The organism is Roseobacter sinensis, from assembly GCF_025755255.1.
Classification (GTDB): Bacteria; Pseudomonadota; Alphaproteobacteria; order Rhodobacterales; family Rhodobacteraceae; genus Roseobacter; species Roseobacter sinensis.
In genome coordinates this window covers 230,502-244,483 of record NZ_JALIEB010000003.1, presented here as the reverse complement: position 1 = coordinate 244,483, position 13,982 = coordinate 230,502, and the positions used below count along the sequence as shown (strand labels likewise).

Sequence of the window (13,982 nt, the reverse complement as noted above, 5' to 3'; positions counted from 1 at the left end):
GCTCATGTCAGCGCCGCGAGGATGCGCGCCCAGCTGCGGATGCCCTTGTGGAAGCTCTCCACGTCGTATTTCTCATTGGGCGAGTGCAGGGCGTCGTCATCCTTGCCGAAGCCGATCAGCATCGGCGTGGTGCCAAGAATGGTCTGAAAGTGTCCAGCGATCGGGATCGACCCGCCGCACCCCACATAGGCTGCGGGGATCTGCCATTCCTCGGTCAGGGCCTGCCGTGCCGCCTCGAAGCTGGGATCGGAGGTTTCCGTCATTGACGCGGCCCCCGCGCCATGGTCACGGAAGCTGACGTCGCAGTCCTCCGGCAGCATTTCGCGGACCATCGTCCGGAAGGCCTCGCGGATCTTCAGCGGGTCCTGCGTGCCGACCAGGCGGAAGCTGATCTTCGCATGGGCTTCGGATGGCAACACGGTCTTGAACCCATCACCGGTGTAGCCGCCCCAGATGCCATTGACCTCGCAGGTGGGCCGCGACCAGATCATCTCCAGCGGCGTGCGGTCCTGTTCACCCGCCGGTTTCGAGAGCCCAACATCCCCGAGGAACGTGCCGTGATCGAAGGCCAGCCCCTGCCATTGGGCCTCGATCTCGTCGGGCAGCTCCGGCACGCCGTCGTAGAAGCCGGGCACGGTGATCCGCCCCTGCGCGTCATGCAGGCTGGCGATGATCCGGGACAGCACCCGGATCGGGTTGATCGCAACCCCGCCATACATGCCGGAGTGCAGGTCGATATCCGGCCCCTTGATTGTCAGCTCCTCGCCCAGAAGCCCGCGCAGCATGGTCACGATGGCGGGCGTCTTGCTCTCGAAGAGCCCGGTGTCGCAGATCAGCGCGAGGTCGGATTTCAGCTCTTCGGCATTCTCCTCCATGAAGGGCACCAGCGAGGGCGAGCCACTCTCTTCCTCGCCTTCAAGGAAAAACGTGAGCTTGCACGGCAGCGACCCATGCACCGCCTTCCAGGCCCGGCAGGCCTCGATGAATGTCATCAGCTGGCCCTTGTCGTCCGATGATCCACGGCCCCGGATCACCTTGCCCTTGGGGGTCTGCTCGATGCGGGGATCGAAGGGATCATTGTCCCATAACTCAAGTGGATCAACGGGTTGTACGTCATAGTGGCCGTAGAACAGCAGATGCGGGCCGGGGCCATCCAGATGCCCGACGACCATGGGGTGGCCCGGGGTGACGCGCTTTTCCGTCGCGATGCCAAGACCCGTGAGGTCGGCGACCAGCCAGTCCGCCGCGTGGTCGCAGTCGGCCGTGTAGGCCGGATCGGTCGAGATCGACGGGATCCGCAGCAGCTCCATCAGCCGCTCCGTCGCGGCGGGAAGATCTGAATCGATACGGGACAAGACGGCGTCGAGAGACATGGGCAGACTCCTGTGGTTTGGGTCGACCGTATCAGCGGCGCGCGCAGGGGCAAGACGGAACCCATGTGAACAGCTTCACACACCGCTAAGACCATTTGATGTATGTCAAAGCTGCGACATGGTGCGCACCCTAAGGTCATTGAACCTCAAGCATGGGGTCTATATTGACAGGATTAGAAAGATTCCAAAGGCGACGCACGGGCCCGGGATCGCACGAAGGAGAGACCGGGTGAACTACGACGACAAGCTGGATCAGGCGATTGCCCGATTGCATGACGAAGGCCGGTATCGGACATTTATCGATATCGAGCGTCACAACGGTCATTTCCCCCATGCAACGCGAACCCGCCCGGATGGCTCGACGCAGCAGGTGACGGTCTGGTGCGGCAACGATTATCTGGGTATGGGGCAACATCCCGTTGTTCTTGACGCCATGCACGAAGCGATCGATGCAACCGGCGCCGGTTCGGGCGGGACACGCAATATCTCGGGCACCACGGTCTATCACAAGCGTCTCGAGGCGGAGCTTGCGGATCTGCACGGCAAGGAGTCGGCGCTGCTTTTTACCTCGGCCTACATCGCAAATGACGCAACGTTGTCGACGCTGCCGAAGCTGTTTCCGGGGCTGATCATCTATTCGGATGCGTTGAACCATGCCTCCATGATCGAGGGGGTGCGCCGCAACGGCGGGGCCAAGCGCATCTTCCGCCACAATGACGTCGCACATCTGCGTGAGCTGCTCGCGGCCGACGATCCGGCGGCGCCCAAGCTCATCGCCTTCGAGTCGATCTACTCCATGGATGGCGATTTCGGCCCGATCGAGGAGATCTGCGATCTGGCGGATGAATTCGGGGCGCTGACCTACATCGACGAGGTCCATGCGGTGGGCATGTATGGCCCGCGCGGGGCCGGTGTGGCCGAGCGCGACCGGCTGATGCACCGCCTCGATATCATCAATGGGACACTGGCCAAGGCCTTCGGCGTGATGGGCGGCTATATTGGGGCATCGGCGAAAATGTGCGATGCCATAAGATCTTACGCGCCGGGCTTCATCTTCACGACGTCGCTGCCGCCGGCCGTGGCCGCCGGTGCCGCTGCGTCCGTCGCGTTTCTGAAGTGCGCGCCCGAGCTGCGCGAACGGCATCAGACCCAGGCGAAGATTCTCAAGCTGCGGCTGAAGGGCCTGGGTCTGCCGATCATCGATCATGGCAGCCATATCGTGCCTGTGATGGTCGGCGATCCGGTGCATACGAAGATGCTCAGCGACATGCTGCTGGAAGATCACGGCATCTATGTGCAGCCGATCAATTACCCCACTGTGCCGCGGGGCACCGAGCGTCTGCGCTTCACCCCATCGCCGGTGCACGGACCCAAGGAGATCGACGCCCTTGTCCAGGCGATGGACGGGCTGTGGTCGCATTGTGCGCTTAATCGTGCCGAAGAGGCTGGCTGACGCCCACCCGGGTGAATTTCCGGTTGTCTTGTGTTAACCTAACATAAACAAGAGGTCAGCTACGAATCGTGGGGACGATTCATGGCCTGACACGAGCGTTAGGCAGGCACGGGGAAAACGGGGCAGACGTATGATTGGGCGCAAGCACTCCGAGAGTGTTGACGAAGAGGTCGAACACAAGGGGTTCGACGACTTCGAGTTGCGCCTTGGCGATGTCATGCGTGGCGAACGCGCCACCATGGGCAAATCCCTTCTTGACGTTCAGCGGGAGCTTCGGATCAAGGCGGCCTATATTGCCGCGATCGAGAATTGCGATCCCGACGCGTTCGATACGCCCGGGTTCATCGCAGGCTATGTGCGGTCCTATGCGCGCTATCTCGGGATGGACCCCGATGAGGCGTTTGAGACCTTCTGCGCCGAAAGCGGCTTTCGGGTGGCGCACGGCATGTCCGCGAAAGCCTCGGTGGTCAAGAAGCCAGGGCGTGAGCCCTCGGCCGGTCGCTCCCTCGACAACGATATGTTCAACCGGCCCGGCACGGTCTTCGTGCCAACGCGGGAGGGGTTCTTCTCCGGCATCGAACCGAGTGCGATCGGCTCCTCGCTGGTTCTGGTCGCGCTGATCGGCGCAATCGGGTTTGGCGGCTATTCCGTGTTGCAGGAGGTGCAGCGCGTGCAATTGGCGCCGGTGGAACAAACCCCGATTGTCCTCTCTGATCTCGACCCGCTGGATGGCGTGCTCGCCGCGGCCCCGGACGGTGCGGATGCGGCCAACCCCGGTGTGATGGAGCAACCGCGGGCCGAGGCGCTTGATCGCCTGTATCGCCCGCAAGCGCTCGATGTTCCCGTCCTCGTGGCGCGTGACGCGCCGATTTCGACGATCGACCCGCGTTCGATTGGCAATTTCGCAAACCTTCCGGTCCAGGAAGACGTGCCGCCGCAACGGCTAACCCTTGCGGATGCGCTCGACGCCGATGTTGCTGCTGCGATGGACGCGCCCGCACCTGTGCCGCAGGTTGTGGAAGAGGTCGGTCCGGCCCTGCGCATGATCGCTGTGCGACCCTCCTGGGTGCGCATCAGCGCCGCGGATGGCACCGTGATTCTCGAAACGATCATGGAGCCGGGCGACACCTGGGATGCGCCCGTGTCCGAAACCCCGCCGACTCTTCGGACGGGGGAGAGCGGAGCAATCTACTTCGCGCTCAACGGCGAGTACTATGGCCCCGTGGGCGAGACCGGCACCGTCACATCGAAGCTTCCGCTCGACGTCGAGAGCCTCAAAGAGCGCTACACCATTGCGGATCTGGCGGCCGATGAAGCGCTTGCCACCACCGTGGTGGAGTTGCAGACATCACTGACGCCCGCGGCCGAATAAGCGAACGCCGCCCAAACCTGCCATTGCGACCCTTCCGATGACTGTCTATTTTGTCAGACAGGAGTGTTAGGCAAAGGACAGGCTGATGTCGTTGAACCATGTGCGCCCCTGGCGCAACATCTATCGCCGGGCCTCGCGTCAGATCATGGTTGGTCCCGTGCCCGTCGGGGGTGACGCGCCGATCACGGTGCAGACGATGACGAACACCCTCACAACCGACGTGAAGGCCACCATTGCGCAGGTGCAGGCGGCTGCAGATGCCGGCGCCGATATCGTGCGGGTCTCCGTGCCCGACGAGGCCTCCTCCAAAGCGCTCAAGCAGATCGTGCCGGAAGTGTCCGTGCCAATCGTCGCGGACATCCACTTTCACTACAAGCGTGGCATCGAGGCCGCGGAGGCAGGTGCGGCCTGCCTGCGCATCAATCCCGGCAACATCGGGAACGAGACGCGTGTGAAAGAGGTGATCAAAGCGGCGCGGGATAACAACTGTTCGATCCGCATCGGTGTGAATGCCGGCAGTCTGGAGAAACACCTGCTCGACAAATACGGCGAGCCCTGTCCCGATGCCATGGTCGAATCCGGGCTCGACCACATCAAGATCCTTCAGGACAACGACTTTCACGAGTTCAAGATCAGCTGCAAGGCCTCGGATGTCTTCATGGCGGCAGCGGCCTATCAGCAATTGGCCGAGGCAACGGATGCGCCGATCCACCTCGGGATCACCGAGGCGGGCGGGCTGACCTCGGGGACAATCAAGTCGGCCATCGGCCTTGGTAACCTGCTGTGGATGGGCATCGGCGATACCATTCGCGTGAGCCTCTCGGCGGATCCGGTAGAAGAGGTGAAGGTGGGTTATGAGATCCTGAAGTCGCTCGGGCTGCGGCACCGCGGTGTCAACATCATCAGCTGCCCGAGCTGTGCACGCCAGGGGTTTGACGTGATCAAGACGGTCGAGACACTTGAAAAACGGCTCGAGCACATCAAGACGCCGATGAGCCTCAGCATCATCGGCTGCGTGGTAAATGGCCCGGGCGAAGCGCTGATGACTGACGTGGGCTTCACCGGCGGTGGCGCGGGGTCGGGCATGGTCTATCTGGCGGGCAAGCAGAGCCACAAGCTCAACAACGCCGAGATGATCGACCATATCGTCGAGCAGGTGGAGCGCAAGGCCGCGGAGCTGGACGCCGAAGCCCGCGTGGCAAGTGCGGCCGAATAGGCCGCACTGTCGGCGGGCGCGTCAAATCAAAGACCACCTCAACCGAATAGAATTACCGCCTGCGAACCAGCATACCGCTGATTTCAAATGCGATTTTCGACATTCGGCGAGGCAGACGCAACCTTCGTCTTAGAGGTCGCGCTTCTCTTCGACAAGCGCCCGCATCTGATCATAGGGCAGGAAACCGCGCAGCATCTCGTCGTGCATCACGAATGTGGGCGTGCCCGTGATCTGCAGCTGTTGAGCGAGCTCCCGGGTCTTGCGAATTTCCTCTGTCACCGCGTCCTCATCCATCCGAGCCTCAATCGCCTCAGCATCGAGGTCATAAGTCTCCGACAGGCGCCGCAAAGCCGGCAGGGTGATATCGCCGTTGAATTCCATCAGCGCGTCATGCAGCGCCTTATAGGCCTCATCCCCCTCGATCTGCCGGGTGGCGATGGCGAAGCGGGAGGCCAGCAGCGATTGCTCTCCAAGGATCGGGAACTCCTTGACGATGAAGCGGATGTTGCCATCGCTTTCCAGCAGCTTCTCCACCTCGCCATAGGCGCGTTTGCAGAACCCGCAGCGGTAATCCATGAATTCGACCAGGGTGATATCGCCATCCGGGTTGCCGCCCACGAAGGAGAAGCCGTCGTTGAAGATCGCCTCCGCATGATCCGACACCAGCGTCAGGTCGGCCTGCGCCTGCGCCTCGGCCTGTCGTGCTTCCAGCGCCTGCACCGCCTCCATGATCACCTCGGGATTGTCCATGAGGTAGGACCGGACCTCGGCGCGGAAGAGGTCGCGCTCCTCCTCGGTCATGCTCTGCAAGTCCAGAGCGGCGGCGGGCAGGGCAAGCGCCAGCAGGGCGGTCAGGGTCAGGCGGCTGAGCATGTCTTATCTCCGTTTCTTTTCGGCGCGTTCGGATGCAATCAGCACATCCTGCGCGCGTTGCCAAGAGCCGCTGCCCTCGGGCAGCAGCCCAACGGCGCGTTTGGCGTGGATACCGGCGTCTTCCAGCCGGCCGGTCAGGGCGTAGCGTTCAGCGGTCACGAGGGCGGCCATGCCGGTTTGCCCGGATTTCGCGTAGGCCACCGAGAGATCGCGCAGCATCGAGCCGTCGCGGAAGTCGATGGTGCGGGCTTTCTCCAGCACCTCGGTCGCGCGGCCGATCTCTCCGGTGGCGAGCAGCGCACCACCGTAGCCTGAGAGGACCAGCGCATCGTTCGGCGCCAGCTGAACCGCCCGCCCGTAGGCAGCCGCGGCGGCCTGGAAGTTCCGGGTCTCCAGCAGGATCTGTCCGCGCTGGTCGTGCAGGAACGGATCAGTCGGGCGCTGCGCAATCGCCGCGTCGATGGCCCGGAGCGCTTGCGTGGTGCGAGATTGACGATGCTCTGCGATGGCTTCGCGCAGCAGGCGCACATCCGCGTAGGGCGTTTCCTTGAGGCGCCGTAGCGTCCATTTCGGAGAGCGCGTGTAGGCGCTGAGCTTGCCCTTGACCCGTTCGAACCAATAGGCCGCGTCCGCGTCGGGCAGGCCGGTATTGCCATAGGCCGCCACAAAACCCTCGACCGCCCGAAAGCGGTCACGCGACAGCGGATGGCTTCGCAGATAAGGGTCCTGCCGGCTCTCGGAGAGCACCTCCTGTCCACGGAAGATGTTCAGCACATCGGCCATCCCCTGCGGATCGATGCCGGCCGCTTTCAGGTACCGAATGCCGGATTGATCGGCCGCGGCTTCCTCGGCACGGGTATGTTTGAAGAACCGCGCCTGGGCCGAGCTCTGGGTGCCCAGAGCGATCCCACCCGCCGCGCTGCCCGCGCCTGCCGCCGCTGCGGCCACCGCAAGTGCCGCGCCGAGACCCGAGGCCGTGCGCGCACTGGCGAGGTTGGTCATCCGGCGGGTGATGTGGCCATTGGCGATATGCGCCGCCTCATGGGCCAGAACCGCCTGCAGCATCGGGGCAGACGTCATCTGGTTGATCAGCCCGTAATGCACGAAAATCGCGTCATTGCTGACCACAAAGGCATTCAGCGAGGACTCGTTGACCACCAGCACCTTGACGCGGTGCGGGTTCAGGCCCGCTGCGCTCAGGATCGGCGCGGCCAGCTGCTTTAGCCCGTACTCCAGATCGGCATCGCGCAGCAGCCCCTGGGCCTGCAACGGCGCCGCCATCAGCCAGATCAGCAGCGCCGGGATTGACGCGAGCCGGAAGACAAGGTGAAAGACCATGACAACGAAACTGGAGGGATTTCATGCGCAGTTCAAGGCGATCCGTCGTCGATCCCTTCATTGTGATGGATGTGATGGAGGCCGCACGCCGTCTGGAGGACACGGGCCGCCATGTGATCCACATGGAAGTGGGGCAGCCCGGCACCGGCGCGCCGAAGGCGGCCACCGAAGCGTTACGGCGGGCGATGGACGCAGGGCCGCTCGGCTACACCGTTGCTTTGGGCCTTCCGGCTTTGCGGGCGCGCATCGCCCGGATGTACGCAGACTGGTACGATGTTGACCTCGATCCGAACCGCGTGGTGGTCACGCCCGGCTCTTCCGGCGGTTTCCTGCTGAGTTTCACCGCGCTGTTCGATACCGGCGAGCGGGTCGGCATCGGGGCGCCTGGCTATCCCAGCTATCGCCAGATCCTGCGCGCGATGGATTTGAAGCCGGTCGACATTCCGACCGCGCGCGAGACCCGCTATCAGCCCGCCCCCGCCGATCTGCGGGGCCTCGATCTGGCCGGTCTGCTTGTGGCCTCGCCCGCGAATCCGACGGGCACGATGCTGGACCTCTCGGCGATGCGGGCTCTGATCGAGGCGGCGGTGGCGCAGGGCGCGGCCTTCATCTCGGATGAGATCTATCACGGCATCGAGTACGACGCGAAGGCGGTGACAGCGCTCCAGATCACGGACGACGCCTACGTGATCAATTCGTTTTCCAAGTATTTCTCGATGACGGGCTGGCGTGTGGGCTGGATGGTGGTGCCTGAAGATCACGTGCGCATCGTCGAGCGGATTGCGCAGAATATGTTCATCTGCGCGCCCCATGCGAGCCAGGTCGCGGCCCTGGCGGCGATGGATGCCGAGGAGGAGCTTCAGGCCAATCTCGACGTCTATCGCACCAACCGGGCGCTGATGCTGGAGGGCCTGCCCAAGGCCGGGTTCACCAGGATCGCCCCGCCGGATGGCGCGTTCTATGTCTATGCCGATGTCTCCGATCTGACCGATGACAGCCGTGCCTTCGCTGCCGAGATCCTCGAGCAGGCGGGCGTCTCGGTCACACCTGGGCTCGATTTCGATCAGCAGCGCGGCCATCAGAGCGTGCGGTTTTCCTATGCGCGCAGCACCGCCGACATCGAAGAGGGCCTCGCGCGGCTCAAGGCTTTCATGGCAAACCGCTGATCGGGGTTTCACAGAGCGCTCCGGCTTTGCTAGACTTGCGCCAAGAGAACAACGGGGCAGAGCAGCCCATGATCCGGTCGATCCTTTCAGCGGCAGCCAGCGTGCTGCTTGCCCTCTCCTGTGCCACTGCGCAGGAGCTGTCGGCCGTTGCGCGCGTCGATGCCGCGCAAAGCGGCGTCGAGGCGGGCTGGTTCGGCCCTGCCACGCTCGAGTTGCACTTGACGCAGGGCGTGCCCTTCCGAGTATTCACGCTCGACGATCCGCGGCGACTGGTTGTCGACTTTCGCGAGGTGGACTGGTCCGGCGTGCGCGCCGCGGATCTGCTGGCAGAGGGCGGTCCACTGGCCGATGTGCGGTTCGGCAATTTCCAACCGGGCTGGTCCCGGCTCGTCGGCGATCTTTCGGGGCCGTTTCTGCCCGATGAGATCGGCATGACGGTCGACGAGGCAACGGGCCGGGCCGTTCTGCGCATGACGCTTGAAAAGGGGTCGGCAGAGGCCTTCGCCACGAAGGCGGGGGCGCCCAAAGACGCGCTCTGGCCCGACCCTGTGCCGCCGGATCTGATCGCGCCACTGGCGGACGAGCGGTTTGTCGTGGTGATCGACCCGGGTCATGGCGGCGTCGACCCGGGCGCTGAACGGGAGGACGTGAACGAGAAAGCGTTGATGCTGCAAATGGGCCTGACGCTGCGCGAGGCGCTGCTGCGGACCGGGGACGTCGATGTGGTTCTGACCCGCGAGGCCGATGTCTTCGTGGCTCTGGAGACACGGGTCGCGATCGCGCATCGGGCCGGTGCCGATCTTTTTCTGTCGCTGCATGCCGATGCACTCAGCCAGGGCGGCGCGGAGGGGGCCACCATCTACACGCTCTCGGATGAGGCGAGCGATACCGCATCGGCGCATCTGGCCGCGCGGCACAACCGCGCCGATATCATCGCAGGCAGCGATCTGACCGGCTCGGACGATGAGGTGGCAAGCGTGCTGCTCGATCTCGCACGGCAGGAGACGGAACCGCGGTCCAAGGCGCTTGCTGAGGCGCTGGTCAAGGGCCTGAGTGATGCAGGCGGGCCAATGAACCGCCGGCCTTTGCGCAATGCGGGGTTCTCGGTGCTGAAATCGGCTGATATCCCGTCTGTTCTGATCGAGGTCGGGTTTCTGTCGAGCGCGCGCGATCTGGAAAATCTGCGCGACCCGGTCTGGCGCGCGCGCATGGTCGGCGGCATGGTCGAGGCCATCCTGGCCTGGCGCGATGCAGACGAGGCCCGGCGGCCGCTGGTCCGGCAATAGATGGCAGGCGTGTTTCAGCCGCTCCCGAAAGGTTTCGTGTTTTGACGGGGTGGAGCGCACTCCTTATATGTAACGCATCTTGGGTTGAATGGGCGTAGCTTCACGGTGTTTCGGTTTATCCTCTCCTTCTTAGGCGGCATTTTCACGATGGTGACGATGGCGGTGGTCATGCTTGCCCTGGCCGTCGGGGCCGTGTTCTGGATGTATGGGCGCGACCTGCCGAGCCACGAGTCGCTGGCGCAATACGCGCCGCCCACGATCAGCCGGATCTACTCGGGCCAGGGTCAGATCATCGACGAATTTGCCAAGGAACGACGGCTCTTTGCACCGGCCGAGACGATCCCCGATCTGGTGAAACAGGCGTTCATCTCGGCCGAGGACAAGAATTTCTATCAGCATGAAGGCTATGACCTGCGCGGGATCGCGGCCGCGGCCTATGACGCGGTGATGTCGCGCGGGCAGGACGTGCGCGGTGCCTCGACCATCACGCAGCAGGTGATGAAGAACTTCCTGCTGTCCGGCGACCGGCGCGCCGAACGCAAGATCAAGGAGATTATCCTCGCCGCCCGGCTGGAGGAAACGCTGACCAAGGAGCAGATCCTCGAGCTCTATCTCAACGAGATTTTCCTCGGTCAGAACTCCTATGGCGTGGCCGCGGCCAGCCAGACCTATTTCAACAAGCCGCTGAGCGATCTGGAGCCGCATGAGGCGGCCTTTCTGGCGTCTCTGCCCAAGGCCCCGAGCGACTATCACCCCGTCCGCCAGAAAGAGCGGCTGCTGGCGCGCCGCAACTTCGTGCTGAAGGAGATGATGGAGAACGGCTATATCAGCCAGGAGACGCTGCTGGCCGAGCTGAACGCGCCGCTGCGCTCGGTCCAGAACGGCGATTTCGAAAGCTTCAAGGCCGAGCTGCCGCCGCGCGACTACTTCACCGATGAGATTCGGCGCCAGTTGACCGAGAACTTTGGCGAAGGCGAGTTCTTCACCGGCGGTCTGACGGTGCGTGCGACGATTGATCAGGAAATGCAGCCCGTCGCGGCCGAGGCGCTGCGCCGCGAGCTCGAACGCTATGACCGCGCACAGGGGATCTGGCGCGAGGCGCGGGTCAAGCTTGATCCCGCACAACTGGAGACCGAAGAGAGCTGGCGCGCTGCTCTGGCCGCCACGGAGATGGCGCGCGACATCGAGCTCGACGGCCCCTGGTACCCCGCGGTTGTCCTGTCGGTGGGCGAGACCTCTGCACGCATCGGGATCGAAGGCGTGACCGAAGACGAGGATGGTCATTTCATCGCCGCCGAGGATGTGACCTGGGCGCGCAAGCGGTCACAGGACGGCACTGTCGGCAACAAGGCCCAGGTGGCGGGAGATCTGCTGGAGGTCGGCGATGTCGTGCACGTGCGCGCGATCACCTCGGATGAGGATGGCACCTTTGTGCGCTGGTCGCTGCGCCAGGTCCCGCAAGTGCAGGGCGGCTTTGTGGCGATGGACGTCAACACCGGCCGCGTGATCGCGATGCAGGGCGGCTTTTCCTACCAGGCGAGCGTCTTCAACCGCGCCACCCAGGCCAAGCGGCAGCCTGGCTCGAGCTTCAAGCCCTTCGTCTATGCCGCAGCGCTCGACAGCGGCTATTCGCCTGCAACCATCGTTGTGGACGCCCCCATCGAAGTGAACACGCCGCAGGGGCTCTGGCGTCCGCGCAACTCGACGCGCGAGTTCTACGGGCCGACACCGCTGCGCACCGGCATCGAGAAATCGCGGAACCTCATGACCATCCGGCTCGCGCAGCAGATCGGGATGGATGTGGTGGCCGATTACGCCGAGCGCTTCGGGGTCTATGACAACATGGGCACCTTCCTGGCGAACTCGCTGGGCTCGGAAGAGACAACGCTTTACCAGATGGTCGCCGCTTACGCGATGTTCGCCAACGGCGGCGAGCGGGTGCAGCCCACCCTGGTCGACCGTGTGCAGGATCGCTATGGCAAGACGATCTACCGTCACGACGACAGGCTCTGCTATGACTGTGAGCTGGCAAACCTCGATCGCGGGCTCGCGCCCAAGGTGATCTCGAACCGCGAGCGTGTGATGGACCCGATCACCGCCTATCAGCTGACCTCGATGATGCTGGGCGTGGTCGACCGCGGCACGGCGGCACGCACGGTGAACCTGCCGGTGCCCACGGCGGGCAAGACCGGCACCACCAATGATGCAAAGGACGTCTGGTTCATCGGCTTCACCAGCAATATCGTAGCGGGCTGCTACATCGGCTATGACCAGCCGCGCAGCCTCGGCCGCGGTGCGGCCGGAGGCAGTATGTGCGGCCCGGTCTTCCAGGCCTTCATGGAGCAGGCCACCACGAAATACGGCGGTGGGCCGTTCGAGGTGCCGCCCGGCGGACGCTTCATCAAGATCGACCGGTTCACCGGCGCCCGTCTCAGCGATGCGGCAACCGGCGAGGCCGTGGTGGCGGAATACTTCCGCGAAGGCGAGCAGCCGATCTTCGGCATTACCTATGACGGCGGGTTTGCCATGGGGCAGAACCTGCCGCTGGTGGCCGAAGTGGGCGCGCGCCAGACCGAACAGGTGACCACCTCGACCGGGGAGACCGCGACCGTGGGGCCCAAAGCCGACTTCGGCACGCTCAGTTCCGGCGGGCTTTACTAGCGCAGGCGTCCAGGCTCCCTTGCCGCTGGCGGGGGGCTGGTTTATCACCTCTGTCACATCTCAGGCCAAGGGCATTTGCAATGCGCGCTGACGCACAGAATACCGTTGAAAAGATCGAAAAGTCGCTGGAGTTGCTGGCGCAGCGCCTGGATGTGGAAACGGCGCAATTCCGGCTCGAGGAATTCAACGCCCGCGTCGAGGACCCGAATCTCTGGGACAACCCGGAGGCCGCGCAAAAGCTGATGCGCGAGCGCCAGACGCTGGTCGACGCGATGCAGACCTACGACGGTATCAAGCAGGAACTCAGCGACAATATCGAGCTGATCGAGCTTGGCGAGATGGAGGAAGACGCCGAGGTCGTCGCCGATGCCGAGGCCGCGTTGAAGGCGCTGGAAGAGAAGGCGGCGCAGAAGGAGCTCGAAGCGCTGCTCGACGGAGAGGCGGATGGCAACGATACCTTCCTCGAGGTCAATGCTGGCGCTGGCGGGACCGAGAGCTGCGACTGGGCCGCCATGCTGGCCCGCATGTATGTCCGCTGGGCGGAGAAGAAGGGCTACAAGGTCGAGCTGCAATCCGAAAGTGCGGGCGACGAGGCGGGCATCAAGTCGGCGACCTACAAGATCAGCGGGCCCAATGCCTATGGCTGGCTGAAGTCCGAAAGCGGCGTGCACCGGCTGGTGCGGATCTCGCCCTTTGATTCGGCGGCCAAGCGGCACACATCCTTCACATCGGTCTGGGTCTATCCGGTGGTGGATGACAACATCGACATCGAAGTGAACCCGGCCGATATCCGCATCGACACCTATCGGTCGTCGGGCGCGGGTGGTCAGCACGTGAACACGACCGATTCCGCTGTGCGGATCACCCACCATCCCACCGGAATCGTGGTCACCAGCTCCGAGAAGTCGCAGCACCAGAACCGGGACATCGCGATGAAAGCGCTGAAGTCGCGGCTCTATCAGATGGAGCTCGACCGGCGCAACGCCGCCATCAATGAGGCGCATGAGAACAAGGGCGATGCGGGTTGGGGCAATCAGATCCGCTCGTATGTGCTGCAGCCCTACCAGATGGTGAAGGATCTGCGCACCAACTTTGAGACCTCTGACACCAAGGGCGTGCTTGACGGGGATCTCGATGGCTTCATGGCAGCGACCCTGGCGCTGGATGTCTCGGGCAAGACGCGGGCAGAGGCGCAAAGCGGCTGACCCACGTCTGGCCTTTACGACCCTCGCTCGTGCTATAAT

General features: G+C 63.8%; 10 protein-coding genes. 7 read left to right on the top strand and 3 right to left on the bottom strand.

Annotated features, from left to right (window positions below):
- Nucleotides 1-2: 2 nt before the first annotated feature.
- Nucleotides 3-1,373 carry a M20/M25/M40 family metallo-hydrolase gene (locus MUB52_RS06425; RefSeq protein ID WP_263843372.1) on the bottom strand — a complete coding sequence of 457 codons (1,371 nt, stop codon included), beginning with the start codon at nt 1,371-1,373 and terminating at the stop codon, nt 3-5.
- 229 nt (nt 1,374-1,602) lie between these two features.
- Between MUB52_RS06425 and hemA the strand changes: the two genes are divergently transcribed.
- The 3 genes from hemA to ispG all read left to right on the top strand — a co-directional run bounded on the left by hemA (nt 1,603) and on the right by ispG (nt 5,414).
- Nucleotides 1,603-2,826 (top strand): 5-aminolevulinate synthase, encoded by a 1,224-nt coding sequence (gene hemA, locus MUB52_RS06420; RefSeq protein WP_263843371.1) that lies wholly within the window; start codon nt 1,603-1,605, stop codon nt 2,824-2,826.
- A gap of 130 nt (nt 2,827-2,956) precedes the next feature.
- Entirely contained in the window at nt 2,957-4,198 is a 1,242-nt protein-coding gene (locus tag MUB52_RS06415) for a helix-turn-helix domain-containing protein (protein ID WP_263843370.1), read from the top strand.
- Nucleotides 4,199-4,283: 85 nt separating this feature from the next.
- Entirely contained in the window at nt 4,284-5,414 is a 1,131-nt protein-coding gene (gene ispG, locus MUB52_RS06410) for a flavodoxin-dependent (E)-4-hydroxy-3-methylbut-2-enyl-diphosphate synthase (protein WP_263843369.1), read from the top strand.
- 129 nt (nt 5,415-5,543) lie between these two features.
- On the opposite strand, the gene MUB52_RS06405 is transcribed toward ispG, so the two are convergent.
- Nucleotides 5,544-6,287 carry a DsbA family protein gene (locus MUB52_RS06405; protein ID WP_263843368.1) on the bottom strand — a complete coding sequence of 248 codons (744 nt, stop codon included), beginning with the start codon at nt 6,285-6,287 and terminating at the stop codon, nt 5,544-5,546.
- A gap of 3 nt (nt 6,288-6,290) precedes the next feature.
- Nucleotides 6,291-7,625, bottom strand: a complete 1,335-nt coding sequence (locus MUB52_RS06400; RefSeq protein WP_263843367.1) for a M48 family metalloprotease — start codon at nt 7,623-7,625, stop codon at nt 6,291-6,293.
- A gap of 23 nt (nt 7,626-7,648) precedes the next feature.
- Here MUB52_RS06400 and MUB52_RS06395 point away from each other — a divergent pair, with 23 nt between their 5' ends.
- From MUB52_RS06395 to prfB, 4 genes are all read left to right on the top strand, one after another.
- Nucleotides 7,649-8,791 (top strand): pyridoxal phosphate-dependent aminotransferase, encoded by a 1,143-nt coding sequence (locus MUB52_RS06395; RefSeq protein ID WP_263843366.1) that lies wholly within the window; start codon nt 7,649-7,651, stop codon nt 8,789-8,791.
- Nucleotides 8,792-8,859: 68 nt separating this feature from the next.
- Complete coding sequence (locus MUB52_RS06390; RefSeq protein ID WP_263843365.1) at nt 8,860-10,077, top strand: N-acetylmuramoyl-L-alanine amidase; 1,218 nt, start codon at nt 8,860-8,862, stop codon at nt 10,075-10,077.
- Between the two features lie 105 nt (nt 10,078-10,182).
- Entirely contained in the window at nt 10,183-12,738 is a 2,556-nt protein-coding gene (locus MUB52_RS06385; RefSeq protein ID WP_263843560.1) for a penicillin-binding protein 1A, read from the top strand.
- A gap of 80 nt (nt 12,739-12,818) precedes the next feature.
- Complete coding sequence (prfB, locus tag MUB52_RS06380; protein WP_263843364.1) at nt 12,819-13,943, top strand: peptide chain release factor 2; 1,125 nt, start codon at nt 12,819-12,821, stop codon at nt 13,941-13,943.
- The last annotated feature ends 39 nt before the right edge of the window (nt 13,944-13,982 follow it).